Genomic DNA, 19,039 nt, shown 5'->3' with positions numbered 1-19,039 from the left:
CAGTAAACTATGCTCACTATGTTTCTACCTCTACACAGATCAAATTGTAAGCTTCTTGGGCCGGTGCCTGAGAGCACCCTGCCATTGGCGCTGCCGCAGTATTCATCGAAGGTGCGCGCTGGACAATCTCACTTCCCTTCCCCTGCTCAGGACTATGAGCAGGAATTCCTTGACCTCAATCACCGCTTCATCACCAACCCGCCAGCAACATTCCTGTTTGTGGTGGCTGGCGATTCAATGATTGGTGCCGGTATTTATCCTGGTAGCACTATCATTGTCGACAGATCCAAGAAAGCTAAATCAGGCTCGATAGTAATTGTGGATGTGGAAGGCGAATGGATGGTCAAACGCCTGAAGAAAACTGGTCGAGCATTCACCTTGCTGTCAGAGAACCCGGCCTATCCTCCCATTGAGCTGCAGCCCGACCAGTCATTGATTGTATTCGGTGTCGTGACCACTGTCATTCATGAGCCACAATAACCTGGTCTACGCCCTCTGTGATGCAAACTCGTTCTATGCATCATGCGAGAAAGTCTTTCGCCCGGATCTGCGACATAAGCCGGTAGTCGTCCTGAGCAACAACGATGGCTGCGTCATTGCCCAATCCAAGGAAGCCAAAGAGCTGTTGGAGCTTTGGATGTGCCGACCATGGTTTGAGATCGAAAAGGAAGCCACCAGGCTGGGCGTGATTCACTTCTCCAGCAACTACGAGCTATACGCCAATATGAGCAACCGGTTCTCAGACACCCTCCGCCAGTTTGCCCCAAGGGTTGAAGTGTATTCAATCGACGAGTCATTTCTAGACCTCACTGGCGTGAACCGGGACTACAGCAAATACGGCCGTGAGATTAAGGACACAGTAATGAAATGGACTGGCCTGCCGATCTGCGTTGGCTTTGGTCATACAAAGACCCTCGCAAAACTGGCCAATCACTGTGCGAAGAAACAGCCAGGCTATGACGGCGTTTGTGATCTAACCAGCATCAGCACCGGTGAGCTGCAGAAAATCATGGAGGCTTTACCTGTTTCCAAAGTCTGGGGCGTGGGTAGCAGGCTGGAAAAGCGCCTCAATGAGCTGGGAGTGGATAATGTATGGCGCCTACGTAATGCCAGCCCCAAGCGCATCAGGGATGAGTTTGGCGTGGTACTGGAACGCACAGTCAAAGAGTTGAACGGAGAATCATGGCTGGAGCTGGAAGAAGTATTGCCAGAGGCAAAGCAAGTGATGTCATCCCGATCCTTTGGGCAGCGTGTGAACAGCTTGCAGGACATGAGCGAGGCTATCTCATTTCACGTCACCAATGCTGCAGAGCGCATGCGGAAGAAAGGCCTCTATGCCGGGGCAATACATCTGTTCATCCAGAACAGTCCTTTCGACCAGGCGCAATACTTCAGCGCTGGCCAGTTCGTTGCCCTTCCCTCTCCGACTAATAACACGATGTTGTTAGATAAGACAGCGCAGTGGATATTGAAAAAGATATTCAAGGAAGGCATCTATTATCAGAAGGCGGGGGTAATGCTGAGTGAACTTGTTCCTGAAGGTGGGCAGCAGCGCGACCTCTTTGGATTTTCTGTGACAGATGCCAAATCTATAAAGCTGATGAACACTCTAGATCAAATCAATGACAAGTACAGCCGCGGCACCATGAAATTGGCATCTGAGGGCCTGGACAATGGCTGGCAAATGCGCCGGGCTTTCAAAAGTCCAAACTACACTACAGATTGGCAAGATTTGCCAGTAGTTCTCTAGGCAGCTAATCTGCGCAATTGATCAGGCAGCAAAATATGAATTTTCTTGGTTCTTAGATCGACCACATCGGGGAGCCAGATAAAAAAAGGGTTAGCTTAATGGCTAACCCTTTTTCCTTTTCAGTGATCGTCAATCGAACAACAACCTAAATTTGCCCATAGCCAAACAAGGTCATGCAAATCCAGATCATTGGATTTAAATTCCGACCTCAGTCACGTCATCACATTAAAAATTAACCAAGCTCACCACAAATAAAAAGCCTACCCCTGAGGGCAGGCTTGGCATTGCATATGAAAATTTCAAGTTTGGCTCTTACGACGCATTGCAATACCCAAAAGACCAATTCCAGCCAACATAAGAGCATAGCTTGATGGCTCAGGAACAGGCGTCAGTACAGCAGCAACATCAGGAGTAAAGCCTACTTGGGCAAAAGTACCTGTGTAAACCAGGCCATTGTCAGTCCAAGCTGTCACCACGCCCCCAATAAAATCGAAACTGGTTGCGCCATAACTTCCATCGATAGCCGAATCAGGATCCCAGCTGAATTTGAAAACATCGAAAGTATCGAAGCTGGTAAAGTTAAAGCCAAATACTGCACCGCTACCGAAGAAAGTAGCAGTGCCGCCAGCAGGAGGTGTAATAGAAATTGGTGACCCATCGATGACCAAGTAGCTGCCGTCGGATGTGGTAGTGCTTGAGAAGTCGAAGGTGATCTGTGTAATGAGATAGCTGGAACCATTAAAGCCCAAGGTCTCGATATTGAAGCCATCGGCACCAGGTTCAGTGACGAAGATCGAGCCATTGGCCATGGCCTGTGAACTAACTAGCGCAAAACTTACAGCCAGCGCAATGTGACGTAATTTCATTTGTTTCCCCTTAATCATGAATCATAACGAGAAAACCCTGATAGGTTGATCAGAGCCGACGCACCTGACAGGCATGTCGCAATATCTAGTAATAGTCCGGGCGCCTTACTTTTAACGCGGATTAAATCTACTCCCAATCAAGCCACCAAAATATAGTCCATTCGGGCTAATTATCCCTTTAATATCAAACGATAAAGTTGGCTCAATTGACCAACCGCATTCTAGATATCCAAAGCGTTCGGCCTACAAGTGAACAACAAGGCCGTTACCCATTATTAGCCGAAAGGCAACATGGGTAACGGCCCTTTTCTATCTGGTATATCAAATAGGGAATATTGATAAGAAATTCAAATGGTCTCCTTACATTCCTTTGAATTTCATTAATTTTTACCGTTGGAGCCTTAAAAATTGCAGCACATCATATGTGCACTATCAATCATGCATGTGCATTGATGCGTATGTCGTACACGTGCCGAATTGTGAGAAGACAGTGATTGCCCCTGACTGAGGAAAAGCATAGGAAACTTACGGATATCTTGGCCTGACACTATGCATCCAGTCACTCGCAAAGCTGATTAGGTATAAAATTCACAAGACTCAAGATAAATGTAGACCTTTCTCAATGCTTCCAGCCTATGTATTGCTCGACCTTGAAACCACCGGCGCAACCCCTCTCACAGACAGAATCACGGAAATCGGCCTGATCCGTTATGAAGGTGGCGTTGAGGTAAGCCGCTGGCAGACACTGGTGAACCCGGAAATGAATATCTCCTATTTCATCCAGGGCATTACGGGCATCACCAACGAGATGGTGAAGGATGCCCCCTTGTTCAAGGATGTCGCGGCTGACTTGATCACTTATCTGGAAGGCGCTGTGCTGTGCGCGCACAATGTGCGCTTCGACCATGGCTTCCTCAAGAGCGAGTTCAAGCGCCTGGGTATTACATTGCGACAACAAGTGCTCTGCACGGTTAAACTATCCCGGCTCTTATATCCTGAATACAAGAGCCACGGGCTTGATGCGATTATCCAGCGGCACAATATTGCGTGCTCGTCCCGCCACCGGGCCATGGGGGACGTAGAAGTGATGTCTGCGTTTCTTGAGATTGCAGAGCGGGAACATGGCGTCTATAGACTCGAGCAAATGGCCAGCCAACTGCTGAAGGGCCAAAGCCTGCCTGCTGGCATAAATCCTCAACTTCTGGAGGAGATGCCGGAAACACCAGGCATTTATATTTTTTATGGTGATAACACCCTGCCCTTATATGTGGGTAAAAGCGTGAATATACGTTCACGTGTGCTATCCCATTTCAGCAGCGATCATGCACGGACAAAAAGCATGCGCATATCACAGGAAATCAAGCACATTGAATGGATAGAAACTGCGGGAGAATTTGGAGCCTTGCTGCTCGAATCCCGCCTGATCAAGGAACGCCAGCCCATTTATAACCGCCAGCTCAGACGCGAGCGGCAATTATGCTCATGGAAGCTATCTGGTTCACCAACCCAGACGCCATTGCTGACGCTGGTCAATCACGATGAAATCACGCCGGAATCATTGGGGCAGTCATATGGCGCTTATCGCAGCAAGCGCCAGGCTATTGCTGCATTACGCCAGATTGTAGAAGCTCACCATCTCTGCCCGCAGTGGGTGGGCCTGGAGCCTGGGCAAGGTCCCTGCTTTGCCTTTCAGCTCAAACGCTGCAAGGGAGTGTGCTGCGACAGGGAATCTCCGGATATTCATTACTTGCGCCTGAAGCAGGCACTGATTGCACAACAATTAAAATACTGGCCCTACCCAGGCAAGATCGGCATCAAGGAGTCGAATGCCGATAATGGGAAATCAGCGATCCATGTTTTCGAGCACTGGAATTACCTGGGATCCGTGGAGGACGAGCCTGCATGCGCGGAACTTCTGATGAGCAAGACCGATTTTTACTTCGACCTCGATAGTTACAAACTTTTGCTAAAAGAGCTTGGCAAAGCGAAGCTAAACATTATCCAGCTATAGCATGCCAAGGCAGGAAGAGTGCCGTTCAAATAAGGCAATCTAAAACTCCTGCCCTTGCTCATAAGCATGGTAAAGCGCTGCATAATGACCGCTCTGCTGCATGAGCACGTCGTGTGTGCCTTGCTCCACCACCTGCCCTTGACGAATGACCGCAATGCGGTCCGCATCACGTATGGTCGCCAGGCGGTGCGCAATGATGATGGCAGTGCGTCCTTCACATAATCGTCTCAATGCATGCTGGATTTTACGTTCAGTCTGGATATCCACAGCCGAGGTAGCTTCATCCAGAATCAGGATAGCAGGATCAGCCAGGTAGGCACGTACCAGACACACCAGCTGGCGCTGACCGTGACTCAGATGGCTGCCAAGCGCCCCTACTTCCGTATGATAGCCATGAGGCAGGCGGCTGATGATGTCATGCACGCCCAATGCCTGTGCGGCATTGATGAAATCCTGCTCGCTGGCCTCTGGGTTAGCCAACTGCAAGTTTTCAAAAATAGTCCCGCTGAACAATACATTATCCTGCAAAACCACGCCCACGTGACTGCGCAAGTCCCGCTGGGCAATATCCTTCACATCCTTGCCATCTATCAAGACAGCGCCGGCTTGTACCTCATAAAACCGGGTCAGCAGTTGCACCAATGTACTTTTTCCATGCCCCGTAGGACCAACAATTGCCAGCACTTCCCCAGCAGGTATCTTAAGGTCAAGGTGGCGTATCACCGGAGTTGCTGCCAACGGGTTATAGGCAAATACCACATCCCTGAACTCTACATCGCCACGCACGTGCTCAAAAGGCAGCACCTGCTCCTTGTCGCGGATTTCCGGCTTGGTATCCAGCAGCAGGAATATGCGCTGTGCCGAAGCCACGCCATTGATATAGCGTTCAAACAGGTCGCCCAGTTCCTGTAAAGGCCCAAGGAACATGAACACATAAAACATGCTGGCTGCCAGTTGACCAAAACTGATGTGCCCCAATGCCACTTCCCGCCCGCCAAACACCAGCAGCAACATCATGCCCAATGTAGTCAGGATGCTTGTGAAATGGGTGAACCAGCCTGCCATCAGGGTATTACGGATCAGCGACTGGATGAAATCCTGGATCAACGCACGATAACGCGCACGATTGCTTTCTTCCTGCACAGTCTGCTTGATCATGCGTACCCCGGCCACGGTTTCCACCAGGTGGGCAGTAAAACGTGCGCGGTTTTCCGCCACTCGCGCGTAATTACTTTGTGCCAGCTTCTTGAATAGCCAAGTAGCGCCCAGAAGCAATGGAATAATGGAAGCCAGGCTCAGAAACAACACTGGCGATATCAGCCACAGCAATACGCCGGCTACAAAACTGCGCAACAAGGCGGAAAGCAGCTCTGGCGGACCTTGTATCATCAGCGGCTCCAGGCTGTCCACATCCCTGTCTATGCGCGAAACAATGCGGCCGGACTTGGTACGGTCAAAATAACCCACACTCAAATGCTGCACATGGTTGAACACGCTGACACGCAGACTATTAAGCACCCGGATGGCAGCAGAGCCGGAAAGATATTGAGACACTCCCGCGAGGCCAAAGCGCCCGGCCCAGGAAATGGTCATCCCCAGCAATGCCCAGGCAATGAGATGGGTATCTAGGCTGTAAGCGCCCGCAACGCTCCGGATCAATCCATGGTCTATCACCTGTTCAATAAAATAAGGCCGCAGGAAAACAAAGGACACCAGCAAAACCTCAGCCAGGATGGAGCCCAGCACAAAATGGCGTACAGGCCGCAATAAAGGCAATAAACGCCAGAACATGCCGCGCTGCAATTTCTGCTGAGCGAACATTTCTTCAAGTTCGATATCCGACATCACCTTGAGAACAGGAACATTATCAACGGCCATCATCTATCCCCATCAATTCACGGTATTCCGCGCTCTGCGCAGTGAGAGTGGTATGTGTGCCCTCAGCCACGATACGTCCACCCGACAGCAACAAGACACGATCCGCCAAGAGGATAGTAGAAAGCTTGCTGGCAATAATGAACACTGAAATGGCATGGCCCTTTTTACCGGGAAGGCGGCGTATGTTTTGCAATACGTTGCGCTCCGTGACTGCATCCAGCGCACTCGTGGCATCATCCAGCACCAGTATGGCGGGCCTGCCGATCAGCGCGCGGGCCAGGCAGATACGCTGGCGCTGGCCGCCTGACAAGGTAATGCCCCTGTCGCCAATCTTGGTTTGCAGTCCGTCGCCCAGGCCTGCCAGCACTTCATCTGCAGAAGCCATGTGCAATGCCCAGTGCAGACCATCATCCATGGCATCTGGGGCTGCCAGGCGCAGGTTGGCCGCCAACGTATCGGAAAACAAAAATCCTTCCTGCGGTACTACATGAACGTTGCGCCTGACGTCATCCAACAGGAGGTCACGTACATCCTGCCATTGATCCCCACTGCCTATTTCCACACGCCCACTTGCAGGATCGACTAGGCGCGGAAGCAGGTTTGCAAGCGTGCTCTTGCCAGAGCCAGTGGCTCCCACCAGGGCAACCACCTCGCCAGGCTTGAGTGTGAGACTGCAATCTTTCAATACTGGATTGCCGCCGCCTGGGGGCAATACGGTGACATCGCTCAAGCGGATTCCAACATCCTTGGCCTTGATCTGCTGGCTGCCGCTCTCGATTTCCGGCAAGGCATCCAGCAGCTCCCAGATACGTGCGGCAGATGAACGGGCATCAGCAAATACCTGCATGACCCTCCCCACTCCTTCCACCCGGAAAACCAATGTAGTTGCCATCAACAAGGCCGCTACCAGTTCACCAAAATTCAATTGATGATGGGATACCAGATAAGCCCCTGTCCCCAACACCCATACCTGGCCAATGCCCACCACAAACTGTGGCAATGGAATACGCGAGCTGGAGTAAGCCAGCGCTTCCAGTGCCTGGCCGACAAAAAACCGGACATGCCCTTCAAAGCGGTTTACGCGTGAAGCCTCCAAACCGAACGCCTTGATGACACGGACGCCGTTGACCCCCTCGGTCAAATCCTGGTTCACTGCATCAAATGCCTGGCCGACAGCACGGTCAAGCTGTACCAAGTGGTCGGTCTGGCGAATCAGGATAAAAAAGCCGACCAGCGTCAACACCAGAGGACCTATACCCAGCAATGGGTGATACCAGAAAAGGAATCCAACTGCGGCAATGACAATAAAAGAGGTATCCACCACCTGGCGCCAGAAGCTGATCAGGGCGTCGCGCACCTTGTCTGAATCGCGAGTGGTGCGCGTGACGATCTCCCCTGCCCCATGCAGCCAGTGATATGCCAAGTCCAGGCGCTGCACTTGCACCAATATCATTTCACGCAAGTGGCCGAGCAAATCCTGCTGGATTACCAACGACAACCAGCCAACAAAATACATTAGCAATGCCCGGCCTGTGGCAATCCCGACAATCACCAGCAACCAGTGCACGGCAACACTTGCATCTACATTCCCTGCCGCATCCACCACCACCGCCAGTCCAAGCTCTACGTCATGAACCGCCCTTGCAATCATGCCCTGTTGCCAGGCGAGCATGAAATTAGCCAGGGCAAACAGGGCAGCGGATATCCAGAAGCGGATGGGAGTGCGACGATAGAGCAACAGGCAGCGCAGCAAGGGATAGGAGCGGATATTCACAAACCATGACTTTCAAGCAAATGATGACGGCTATTCATTAAGGAAACAGCCTTTATACATCAATACGGCAGCTTGATTGCTGCCGTATTGGACATATGGGGTAAAAGGCTAGCGCAGATTGCGCCAGCGGAACAAGTATTGGCCGACTTTGTTGATCAGATAGTTCATGAGAAAACCGAGCAGGCCAATCAACGCAGTGAGGATGATCAAGATGTCCATGCGCGAAGCCGCCTGTGCATTCATCATGATATTACCGAGACCAGCGCCAGCACTAAACAAAATTTCACTACCGATGGTTGCTAGCCAGGCAAATGCAAGTGCAAAGGATATACCAGTAAAAATATTTGGTAAGGCAGCAGGCAACAGTATCTTGATAAATGTCTTGGTACGGCTCAGTTTAAGCACATCGCCAACCTCCTTGTACTTGCTCTCTACCTGATGCAGGCTCTCATAAGTTGCCAACACAAGTGGATAGAATGCAGAGAGGCATACTACGACCAGCTTGGAGGGATCTCCATTACCTAGCCATAAGCTAAACAGAGGCACCAGTCCCATGAGCGGTACTTGTCGCAACATATGGTAGAGCGGGCCAATTAAAACATCGGCTACGCGCCATTGGGCCATGACGGCACCGATAGAGAACCCGAGGAAACCACCGATCAGCAAGCCAAGAAAAGCGCGTTGCAGGCTGGCCGCTATCCCTTGCTGCAACTCACCAGTTGACAGTATTTCTACCAAGCCATGGTAAATCTGTTCAATCGATGCAAAAGCGTAGGCATTTTCAGCACTCTGGCGCGACATGACTTCCCATACCAGCAATAAACCTACGGGAATCAGCCAGCCACGTGCAGAGTTAAGAAAACTGTATTTGGATAAAGTATGTGTTGACATGATGCTCACGCTGTACGCCATGGAATAAGGTTGGCTTCGCCCCATTTGAAGAGGCGGTCGATACCAAAGCCGATCAGCCCTGTTAAGACTACACCGACCATGACAATATCGATACGGAAAACCTCACGTCCCATTTGCATCATATGACCGAGGCCGCTATCGGCAGCCAAGAGCTCAGCCGCAACCAGGATCGTCCAGGAACGTGAGAACGCAATCCGCAATCCGGTCAATACAGGCGGCAAGATCGCCGGAATCACAATCTTGGTATATAGCGTATAGGTTGGCAGCTTGTAAGCCTGCGACACCTCAAAATAATTTCTTGAAATACCCTTGGTTGCCTCGTACGAAGCCAGCGCCACCGTGAAGAATGCAGCCTTGGTCACAATGGCGATCTTGAATATCTCGTCAATACCGAACAGCAGGATGAAGATAGGAATCAAGGCAATGCTGGGTACTTGGCGCAAGGCTTGGAAAACAGGTGAGAAAAACCCCTCCACGCGCTTGGACAAAGCCATGACTATACCAAAAAGCAGCCCGGAGCTAGCCCCTATCGAGAAACCTATCCCCAACCGCGAGAAGCTCACAGACAAATGCTCCCAGAGCTCTCCGGAGTCCAACAGCTCGTGGAACGTTTGCAAGACCTCCAGCGGCGACACCAGAAGCTGAGGGGAAAACAACTCTATTTTAGCAACCCAAGCCCACAGCAAAAGAAAGGCAATAGGAGAAATAAAAGCGGCAAGGCGCAAACGGCTACGACGGCGAAACTTAGGGTCGGCCTGGTTGATGCCAAGTGCAACCCTGATTCCTATACTCATATTCTGGATTCTTTCCTACTCAAAACCTGCTTTTGTTGCCCTATTCACTGCGCAATTACTCGGCTTGAGTCAATACTGCAAGCTTGGTAATGCCTGCACGTTCGATAGACGCCATTACCTTGGCCACAACCCCATAGTTGACAGCCTCATCAGAGCTGAGATGCAAGGCCAGCTCTGGATTGGCGGAATGACGTGTCTTGAGTTCAGCTTCAAGCTGGCCTAACGGAAATTCCTGTTTATCTACAAACACCTTGCCTTGCGCGTCCACGCTTACAGTCACGGGTTTCTTTGGTTCCGGCGGCTGAGTAGCTGCAGTTTTCGGCAGATTAACGGTAATCGCGTTGTTAAGGACCGGGATAGTCACGATAAAAGCCACCAGCAATACCAACATTACATCCACCAATGGGGTAATGTTGATCTCGCTTAAAACTTCATCGCCTTCATTACTGGATGAAAATGCCATTATGCGAACGCCTCATTTTTAAGATTAACCACAGATGAACCATTCTCCGCATGCTGTTTGGCAGCAGCTGCTTCAGCAGCCTTGCCACCGAAATTAACCTTGCGTGATAAACGGATCAGGTCGGCAGCAAAGTCATCAAGATCACCACTGATCAACTTCAGGCGACGAGTGAAAAAGTTATAGGCCAACACTGCCGGCACGGCAACCGCAATACCAAGACCAGTCGCCACCAAAGCTTCACCAATCGGGCCAGCCACTACTTCCAAGCTTGCAGAACCAAGCGCACCGATATTGGTTAGGGCATTCATGATGCCCCATACCGTACCGAATAGGCCGACAAACGGAGATGTGCTGCCGATACTTGCCAAAATGGCAAGACCGCTGTCCAGGCTGCGTCGTTCTTTAAGTATTTGCTGGCGCAAGGAACGCTCAAGCAAATCCTGGCGGTCCCCGGTATGTTCCAGGTCATGCGAAGCATTGCTATCAACATCACGCAATGTATGGAAGCCAGCGTTAGCTACACGGGCGGCCGGACCGTCTACGTCCTGGATTTCAGCCGCTGCGAGAATGTTGGGGGCGCTCCAGAACTCTTTCTTATAACGCTTTGTCTGGCTGCTTGCACGCCAATGCTGGAAACCCTTGACCAACAACAGGGTCCAAGTGACTACAGAAAAAGCAATCAGCGAGTACAGCACACCATCAACAATCAAAGACTTGGAGTTTTCAATATCAAACATAATTATTCCTTAAGTAACTGGTTACTATTTATTTAACTAGAGAGCCTTAACCTTATGAGGCCAGCTTGAATTCAATCGGCACAGTTGCCCAACCGTCGATTGGTGTATTGCCGCGCTTGGATGGCGCAAACTCCCATCCCTTGACCGCCTCAATTGCGGCATCATCCAAAGTCTTACGCCCACTGGACTTTTTTACCTCAACACTTTGGACACGCCCATTAGCCAATACCCTCACCCGCAAAGTCACTGTGCCCTGCCAACCTTGGCGCTGGGCAAAGGATGGATACTTGGGCGCCGGATTGTTCAAATAACCGGCATAACCTGTCGCTTCAGTAACCGGCTCTTCCTTGGGTGGCGCAGGCGGTGCTGGCGGTTCTGGTGGCGCAGCTTCTACTGGCCCAGTAGTCTTCTCAGCAGTCGTATTCTCCTGTACTACAATATCGTCAGGCTTGATATCCGGCTCCGCCTCAGGCGTTTTCAACGCAGGCTGAGGCTTGGGTTTTGGCGGCTCAACCTTCTTTGGCGGAGGTGGTGGTGGCGGAGGTGGCGGTTTTACCTCCGGTGGCGGTTCAATCACCGGTTTAATGATTTCAATTTCTACCCGCTTCGGCTGCACAATCGGCTCATGACTAGTGTTAACGTAGAGATAAGCACCAATGACGTGAGCCGCAACCACTACTAGCCCCAAGACAAGATAATTCCTGCCGGAACCACCACTCGCTGCCTCGCTCTCAAGCTGCTTTTGCCTGAGGGCGAATGAACGATCGATGCGCCTGGTTGCTTCCGAAACCCGCGGAGCAATTGACTCATTGCTGGACAGGAAACCGCCTGGGTTAAGCAGGCCGGAAGGCTTCAAGGCAGAAGTAGACACCTGTATTCTCCTTTTAACTTTAATCCATTGAATGCGTGCTAGACAAAATCTGTCAGCACGTCATCCTTGATACGCTGGAACTCTAAAGTTGAACGCACACGAGGTCGCGGTAGATCAACAGGAACTATGCGTTTGATACGACCAGGGTGTGACTCCATCACCACCACCCGATCCCCTAGAAACACCGCCTCTTCCACATCATGGGTGACAAGGATTGTAGTCAATCCTTCATGTTCCCATAGGCGCTGCAACTCCTGCTGCAACTTCAATCTGGTTAACGCATCCAGAGCGGCAAAGGGCTCATCCAGTAGCAATAACTGAGGACGCAAAACCAGAGCCCGGGCAATCGCCACGCGCTGCGACATGCCGCCTGAAATCTGGTGCGGATAAGCTTTTTCAAAGCCGCTGAGCCCTACTAGTTTTATCTGGGCCTGCACGCGCGCTCTGCGCTCTGCCTTGGGCACATCAGTTGCCGAAAATGCCAGCAGGATATTGGCTTCCACCGTCAGCCAGGGAAACAGCCTGTGTTCCTGAAAAACGATGCCACGATCGAGGTCGGTACCAGTAATGCGCGAACCCTGGTAAACAATATCGCCGCCGTATTGGCCATCCAGACCAGCCACCAATCGCAGCAAAGTAGATTTTCCGCACCCGCTGGCTCCTACAATCGAGATAAACTCTCCTGCCCGGATATCCAGATTAATGCCGGCAAGCACCTGCAGGCGTTCTCCACTTAACTGGTAGGACTTTTCAACATTCTTGATTTCCAGAGTTACTGGCGCCAATGGCTTAACCGGTTGCTGGAACTCTCCTGAACCAGGCCGGACCCTTTGTTGGGAACCTGCCAGGGAAGAGTCTGTCGACTCTTCCTTCAGTGCTGCATCTCGCTTGAAACTCAGCACCGTATTCAATGAACTCATTCTTCTCTTTCTCCAGTTCCTTACTGGCTTGACTGTCCATGCCGACAGCAAATAACTAACGGCTATATGTATTTATCAATATAAATATATAAAGATTAAATATTTTATAATTTAGTTATATATATGCAATCGTCATGCCAAAACTTTTATCAAAAGCCTTTAGCATTAAAATTCATCAGGTTAAATCCAAACTAGCTATCAAGGGCAATCATCAACTGTTGGAAATGAATCACTTTCGGCAAAAAACTGTTGATATAAGAACATCTGCAACTGACTGAAATAAAACAGCACCGAGATGCGACTCTGCTTCTGCAATTCATCATATGGACACGACGCTAGTTTGGCGCCCAGAACCCTTCCAGCTTTAGATCCTTGAGCGCACGCTTCACAAAGCTGGGATCAAGAAGCTGGTTCACATCCGCCTCATTCCTTGTCAGCCCTGAGGCCTTGGCGTATGTAACCGCCCTTCGGTAATGCTCTTGGAGTGCAGCGTCATACAATGGCGACCAGCGCTGCTTCCAACTCACATTGTCATTTTCATATTCGCGGCGGTTGACGCTTTCTGGATAAACCTTGTTTGAATATTCGCGAATATAAGTTTCCTTGTTTTGCTCTTGCGCGACCCAGTGCACGCTCTTGAGGTAGGCAGTAACGACAGCCTGGGTCACATCGGGATTTTTATTAACAAAGTCATTCCGCCCCCAGACTCCTCCCATCAGTTTCCAGTCCACGGGCGCATTCTTGGTGGACCAAATGATCTTGCCCACGCCACGATCTTCCAGGATGTAGGAATCAAACAAGCTGAAAAAACCATCCACGGTACCGCTGGCTAGTGCCGCGGCCCCCACTTGCGGGTTGACGTTGACAATCTTGAAGTCATTGAAGCTCAATCCATTAGCTTCCAGCAGGTTGGCAAAGGCAATCTCCCAGGGACGGCCGCGATGCAAAGCGATACGCTTGCCTTTAAGATCCTTGATACTCTTGGCAGTCGAGTTCTTGGGTACCACAAGGTAAGAGTTTGAAGTCGTGCCCCAAGGCGCTACCAGCCGCACCGTGGGCTTGTTGGAGTTAAGGATGATGGGCGGCAGGTCGCCGTAGATGCCGAAGTCGATCTTACCGCTGGCAAAACCTTCATTGATTACAGGACCCACAGTAGCTATTGCTGCAGGCACCCACTCCACCTTGATGCCCTGTTTTCTCAGGTCCTCCGAAAAAGTCCCATTGACCACCAGCGATGCACTACCGGTATACACGGCTTTTCCAGCTATGTTTGCGGCTACCGATGCAATACGCACAACCTTGAGCTCTTCTGCAGCTTGTAATTGAATGCTGAAACCCGACATCAATACCAAAGCCACGCCTAATATCTGATTGAATCGCACTTTTTGCTCCTAACGTCTGGCTTGTATTTCAGCGCCTTGCCAGTAGTGCTCAATATTGAGTTGCTTGAGCGCATGGTCCACAAAGCGGGGGGTTAATAACTGATCCAGGCTTACCTGGGTTCTTACCAAGCCGGAATCTTTTGCGTAACTGGTCGCACGGCGGTAATGCTCATGCAATGCCTGGTCATACAATGGTGACCACCGATCTTTCCAGGCCACGATGTCATTATCGTAATCTCGGCGCACCACGCTTTCAGGCAAGGCATTGGTGCCGTATTCCTTGATGTACTTATCCTTGTTCTGTTCCTGTGCAATCCAGTAATTGGTTTTGACGTAGGCAGTGACTATGGTTTGTGTCAGTTCAGGATACTTCTTGATAAAGTCATTGCTCGCCCAGAGTCCGCCCATCAGCTTCCAGTCTGGTGGCGAATTCTTGGTGGACCATATAATTCGTCCTACCTTACGGTCTTCCAGGATATGTGCGTCATTCAGGCCAAAGAAGCCGTCCACGGTACCGCTGGCAAGCGCTGCCGCCCCCACTTGCGGATTGACGTTGACGATCTTGAAATCCTTGAAGCTCAAACCCTTGGACTCCACCAAGTTGGCAAAGGCGATCTCCCAAGGGCGGCCGCGATGCAGCGCTATGCGTTTGCCTTTGAGATCTTCCAGGTTCCGGGCAGTTGACTTGGCTGGCACCACCAAATAGGAATTGCCTGTGCGCCCCCATGGTGCCACCAGCTGCACCGTAGGCTTGGAGGCATTCAGGATGATGGGAGGCAAATCGCCATAAGAGGCAAAATCCACCTTGCCGCTGGCAAAGCCTTCATTAATGATGGGACCAACCGCAGAATGCGAGGCAGGCACCCATTCTATTCGTACCCCCTTGTCCTTGAGGGTTTGCTCCAGCCCGCCTTCAGTCAGCACGGCCTGTCCATTCAGATATGTAGTCTTGCCTGCAATGTTGTAAACCACGGCGGCAATGCGCACTACCTTGGGCAATTCCTCAGCAAAGGCTTGGCCTGCCAGCAGGACCGGCAATACAATGCCCGACAGCGCCAAGGCATATAATCTCTTCTTTAACATTGATTACTCCAAAAACTGGTCAATCTCAATTCAAAATCCGATGCGGGGTATCTGAATACTCTTGATAACTACTGAAAATAAAAATCAGCGCATTCGCCCGTTGACGGGTAAAACACACTGAAAACGAGACAGTTTTCTTGTAATCCCTGTATTAACACCTGCATATGCCTATGGATCAGGCTACCTTGCTTCTTTCATTCAGCCACTTCTGGGCTTCCAACAGCGGACGCTGGTCCACCCACCCATCCAAGTCAAAATCGCGGTCCAGCAAACCATATATCCACATGAAATTCTTCTGTTTGCGGAACAGCTCTATGCGCTCCGGCGAGAGCGTTGGTTCTAGGTGCAGGTGAAAATCATTGCGGTAGGCAGTCGCCACGCTATCAGGGCCGGCGTAAGTTTCACCTTGTAATATGGACCTGACTCCTTCGAGGTTGCTCTTGGCCCAGTCAGCTGCACGAAGGGTCTGGTACATGAAGCGCACAACCAGGTCAAAATGGTTTTCAAGGAGGTCTTCATGCACAGTGATAGGCCGGGGCGTACCATTGTTCACGCGCGAACCAAGGTCCGGGTAACCATCCAGGTCTATGCCCACTATCACGCCTACACGCTTGGCTGCCTCAACCGCAGAGGCGCCTTTGACGTAAACGGCATCCACATTGCCTGTAATCAGATCATCAAGCCCGGCCCACAAACCGCCCAGCACTTCACGGCTGCGGCGCGCATCGCCCTTGCCGCGGCCTGCGGCCACTTCAATCAACTCCACATCATCCAGTGTCAGCCCGGCGATACTGAGTGCGCCCTTGTAGCCATGCAGGCTCATGCCACGTGCGATGCTGCTGCCGCGTACATGATCCTTGATTGGGTGATCCACAAACGCAGGCAAAGCCAAGCGTTTGCCCTTGAGGTGTTCCGGCTTGCTGATGCCAGAGTCAGGCCGCACCAATATGGCCTGCCACTCATCTATCCAAGTCAACCCAATCAGTCGCGTAGGTGCGAATTGGGCGCGGGCAGCGATTGAGAGCAGGCTTCCCCCTTCGCGAATCAAGGTGGGCAGTTGATGGTCGTAATGATGGCGGTTATATTCACGCGGCGCTTCCTGCAAGGTGGCAACCTTGATGTTATCCTTGGAAAACTCCTCGCTTAACCAGCCCAGCTTGTAAGCCAAACCAGTTGCAGTGGGTACCGGACAACGCGTGAACCATATCTGGTCCACCGCTTGATAGATATCTGTCATACCTGCCTCGCTTAGACCAGATCAGTGGCAGGCAACAAGTTGAGCGCTTTGGCCTGATCATAGATCTTGGCCATTTTCCATTGCTGGGCCAGCACGCCCGGCCCAAAGTCACGCGAGCCTCCCAGCGCATCTGCCAGGGTCTGAATCAAGGCACCCTCTTCCAGTATCTGGATGAACTCTGCGGTCTTGCGCAAGCCCTGCTTGCCCCATACGGTGGAGCCGCCGTTGGCCTCCAGGATGGCAGTATTGTGAGGGTTGAGCTTGATCTGATCCAGGATGAAGTCTACTTCTTGCTGGCGGCGGTCTATATATATGGGTATCTCACGGATCAGCTTAAAGCGTTGCACCGGCACATAGCGTATTGGCAGGGTGCGGTGGGTTTGAGCCCATGCCCCCAGGTACGGAGAGTGCACATGGGATATAGTTGTAACATCCGGATGCTCCTTGAACAGTTTTGTATACCGTCCAGAGCCTGCGATGCTGGTGCTTTTACCCAGCACGACATTACCATCAAAATCCACTACTACAGCCTCAATCTCTTCATTCTTCCAGTTGAAAGGCCCCGGATCGTTAACAATCACCAACTTTTCTTCCCCAGGTACCCGTTCGACAAAACCCACTGTACCGTTGGCAGTGACAGTACCAGTCTTGCGGAATGCCTCGAATGCAATCTTTGCATCCGCCAACACTTGATTTGCAAAAGATTCAATGTAATTTTCTGTTTCAATAGTTGTGACTGTCATAATTAACCTTTTGTATCGTTATGAGAGGTATTGATCTCTCCATCCTATTTAGTGCCTAGCAACAGCCAAGCTTTGATAACGATGACAGTGGCAAATCCCGTGCCACATCAAAAAAACAGTCTGAATTTAATTTTTATTAAAATTTATCAGTTAGTTAAATAAAAATATTTTGCTAAAAGATGAAAACTCCAAGGTGTATGAATAACAACACTTGCTTGAAATAAAACAGTTGATATTCTTTTAATGTTGGCAGAAAGACATTTAAAACCTACTTATGACCCCTTACAAATGAAGCGATGAAAAATTGGTCGTGCCCATCAAATCAATATTCCAAAAATGAATATTGATATAAATATATAGTTTTAGACCTACTAAAGAAATTTAAGTATATTAATCGGACTATATATAAGGGAAGTCTGCCTAATGCACGCAGAACTATGGAATTATGAACGCGCGTTTGAAAGCGCGGATCATGTCATTACTCATCCGAACCCAACAGCTGTGAGCTTATCCGTTCGTGCTAGTGCGCTGGTATTCAGTGATCCGCGGTCGCAAGCTCTACTCAACCTGATCGAGAAAATTTCAGCCAGCAACGCAACCGCGCTTATCATTGGTGAAACCGGAACTGGCAAGGAACTCATTGCACGTCATATCCATGCGTTAAGCACTCGAAGAGATGGTCCTTTTCAAGCAATCAATTGCGGCGCTTTTTCAGAAACCCTGGTAGAGAGCGAATTGTTTGGCTACGAGCGCGGTGCCTTTACTGGCGCAGTCAGCTCCAAAACCGGCTGGTTTGAGTCTGCAAATGGCGGGACTTTATTTTTAGATGAAATCGGTGATCTACCCCAATCCACCCAGGTAAAATTATTGCGGGTATTGCAAGAACGCGAAGTAGTCAGATTAGGGTCACGCAAACCGACCCCTATTGATGTACGCCTTATTGCCGCTACCAATGTAGATTTAGAAGAAGCTGTTAGAGCAGGACGTTTTCGTGAAGATCTATACTACAGAATCAAGGTCGTACCAGTAGACTTGCCCCCTCTTAGAGAGCGCCCTGGCGATATTCTGCCGTTAGTTGAGCACTTTCTGAGCGTATACAAAAGCCGCCTTCATACAGAAATACCCAAACTTGCCCCTGAAACCATACAACAATTGTTGGAATACCCCTGGCCAGGAAATATCAGGGAACTGGAAAATGTCATTCATCGCGCGCTGTTGATTTCCACATCAGGGACATTATCACCCAAAGATTTGGGCCTGCCGCGGATTATCGCCAACGCCAACAATCAGGAGCAACGCCCTAGCCTGGCGGCTTTCAACGGCACTAAAAATAATGTGGAATTTTCACCCTCATCCACGATAGAAACCTACCAATTGGAACGCGTATTAAGCCAGTTATTTGAAACACCGCCGCCCAGCCTATATGAATTGGTAAACTCAGTGCTGGTGAAAAAAGCTTATGAATATAGTAATAAAAACCAGGTGCATACAGCCAAACTGCTGGGAATAAGCCGCAATATCCTACGCGCCCGGTTAAAAGAATTGAACTTGATTGCATAGGCATTGAACAATATCCAATAAAAAAGCGGCTTCAAGCCGCTTTTTTATTGGATGGTAT

17 protein-coding genes are annotated in these 19,039 nt (G+C 50.4%); 4 read left to right on the top strand and 13 right to left on the bottom strand.

The features are described from left to right. Positions 1 to 63 precede the first annotated feature (63 nt). Both LG200_RS05025 and umuC read left to right on the top strand, forming a co-directional pair. Positions 64 to 480 carry a LexA family protein gene (locus LG200_RS05025; RefSeq protein WP_226756488.1) on the top strand — a complete coding sequence of 139 codons (417 nt, stop codon included), beginning with the start codon at positions 64 to 66 and terminating at the stop codon, positions 478 to 480. Then, positions 467 to 1,750 carry a translesion error-prone DNA polymerase V subunit UmuC gene (gene umuC, locus LG200_RS05020; protein ID WP_226756487.1) on the top strand — a complete coding sequence of 428 codons (1,284 nt, stop codon included), beginning with the start codon at positions 467 to 469 and terminating at the stop codon, positions 1,748 to 1,750. Before LG200_RS05025 ends, umuC begins: the two co-directional genes overlap by 14 nt. 299 nt (positions 1,751 to 2,049) lie before the next feature. Here umuC and LG200_RS05015 read toward each other — a convergent pair whose 3' ends face one another. Continuing rightward, positions 2,050 to 2,616: a PEP-CTERM sorting domain-containing protein gene (locus LG200_RS05015; protein ID WP_226756486.1), complete on the bottom strand. Its 567-nt coding sequence runs from the start codon at positions 2,614 to 2,616 to the stop codon at positions 2,050 to 2,052. A gap of 622 nt (positions 2,617 to 3,238) precedes the next feature. Between LG200_RS05015 and LG200_RS05010 the strand changes: the two genes are divergently transcribed. Beyond that, positions 3,239 to 4,627, top strand: coding sequence for an exonuclease domain-containing protein (locus tag LG200_RS05010; protein ID WP_226756485.1), 1,389 nt, complete (start codon positions 3,239 to 3,241; stop codon positions 4,625 to 4,627). 39 nt (positions 4,628 to 4,666) lie between these two features. Here LG200_RS05010 and LG200_RS05005 read toward each other — a convergent pair whose 3' ends face one another. The 12 genes from LG200_RS05005 to LG200_RS04950 form a co-directional block, all read right to left on the bottom strand. After that, a complete protein-coding gene (locus LG200_RS05005; protein ID WP_226756484.1) occupies positions 4,667 to 6,508 on the bottom strand; it encodes an ABC transporter ATP-binding protein in 1,842 nt (613 codons plus the stop codon). After that, a complete protein-coding gene (locus LG200_RS05000; protein WP_226756483.1) occupies positions 6,495 to 8,279 on the bottom strand; it encodes an ABC transporter ATP-binding protein in 1,785 nt (594 codons plus the stop codon). The genes LG200_RS05005 and LG200_RS05000 overlap by 14 nt, the downstream gene beginning before the upstream one ends. Before the next feature lie 108 nt (positions 8,280 to 8,387). After that, complete coding sequence (locus tag LG200_RS04995; protein WP_226756482.1) at positions 8,388 to 9,170, bottom strand: ABC transporter permease; 783 nt, start codon at positions 9,168 to 9,170, stop codon at positions 8,388 to 8,390. Positions 9,171 to 9,175: 5 nt separating this feature from the next. After that, on the bottom strand, positions 9,176 to 9,985 hold the full coding sequence (locus LG200_RS04990; RefSeq protein ID WP_226756481.1) for an ABC transporter permease: 810 nt from the start codon (positions 9,983 to 9,985) through the stop codon (positions 9,176 to 9,178). 55 nt (positions 9,986 to 10,040) lie between these two features. Next, positions 10,041 to 10,448 carry an ExbD/TolR family protein gene (locus LG200_RS04985; RefSeq protein WP_226756480.1) on the bottom strand — a complete coding sequence of 136 codons (408 nt, stop codon included), beginning with the start codon at positions 10,446 to 10,448 and terminating at the stop codon, positions 10,041 to 10,043. Next, positions 10,448 to 11,185, bottom strand: coding sequence for a MotA/TolQ/ExbB proton channel family protein (locus LG200_RS04980; protein WP_226756479.1), 738 nt, complete (start codon positions 11,183 to 11,185; stop codon positions 10,448 to 10,450). The genes LG200_RS04985 and LG200_RS04980 overlap by 1 nt, the downstream gene beginning before the upstream one ends. 52 nt (positions 11,186 to 11,237) lie before the next feature. Further along, positions 11,238 to 12,056, bottom strand: a complete 819-nt coding sequence (locus LG200_RS04975; protein ID WP_226756478.1) for an energy transducer TonB — start codon at positions 12,054 to 12,056, stop codon at positions 11,238 to 11,240. A 38-nt stretch (positions 12,057 to 12,094) separates the two neighbouring features. Continuing rightward, complete coding sequence (locus LG200_RS04970; RefSeq protein WP_226756477.1) at positions 12,095 to 12,976, bottom strand: ABC transporter ATP-binding protein; 882 nt, start codon at positions 12,974 to 12,976, stop codon at positions 12,095 to 12,097. A 335-nt stretch (positions 12,977 to 13,311) separates the two neighbouring features. Next, positions 13,312 to 14,358, bottom strand: coding sequence for an ABC transporter substrate-binding protein (locus tag LG200_RS04965; protein ID WP_226756476.1), 1,047 nt, complete (start codon positions 14,356 to 14,358; stop codon positions 13,312 to 13,314). 9 nt (positions 14,359 to 14,367) lie between these two features. After that, positions 14,368 to 15,441, bottom strand: coding sequence for an ABC transporter substrate-binding protein (locus LG200_RS04960; protein WP_226756475.1), 1,074 nt, complete (start codon positions 15,439 to 15,441; stop codon positions 14,368 to 14,370). Positions 15,442 to 15,616: 175 nt separating this feature from the next. Further along, positions 15,617 to 16,678, bottom strand: coding sequence for an ABC transporter substrate-binding protein (locus LG200_RS04955; RefSeq protein ID WP_226756474.1), 1,062 nt, complete (start codon positions 16,676 to 16,678; stop codon positions 15,617 to 15,619). Positions 16,679 to 16,689: 11 nt separating this feature from the next. Beyond that, complete coding sequence (locus LG200_RS04950) at positions 16,690 to 17,421, bottom strand: class II aldolase/adducin family protein (RefSeq protein ID WP_226756473.1); 732 nt, start codon at positions 17,419 to 17,421, stop codon at positions 16,690 to 16,692. A gap of 423 nt (positions 17,422 to 17,844) precedes the next feature. On the opposite strand from LG200_RS04950, the gene LG200_RS04945 reads away from it, so the two are divergent. Further along, on the top strand, positions 17,845 to 18,981 hold the full coding sequence (locus LG200_RS04945) for a sigma-54 interaction domain-containing protein (RefSeq protein WP_226756472.1): 1,137 nt from the start codon (positions 17,845 to 17,847) through the stop codon (positions 18,979 to 18,981). The last annotated feature ends 58 nt before the right edge of the window (positions 18,982 to 19,039 follow it).

Origin of the sequence: Methylobacillus caricis, from assembly GCF_020532705.1 — a bacterium.
Taxonomy (GTDB): domain Bacteria; phylum Pseudomonadota; class Gammaproteobacteria; order Burkholderiales; family Methylophilaceae; genus Methylobacillus; species Methylobacillus caricis.
This window is presented reverse-complemented; position numbering and strand designations above follow the sequence as displayed.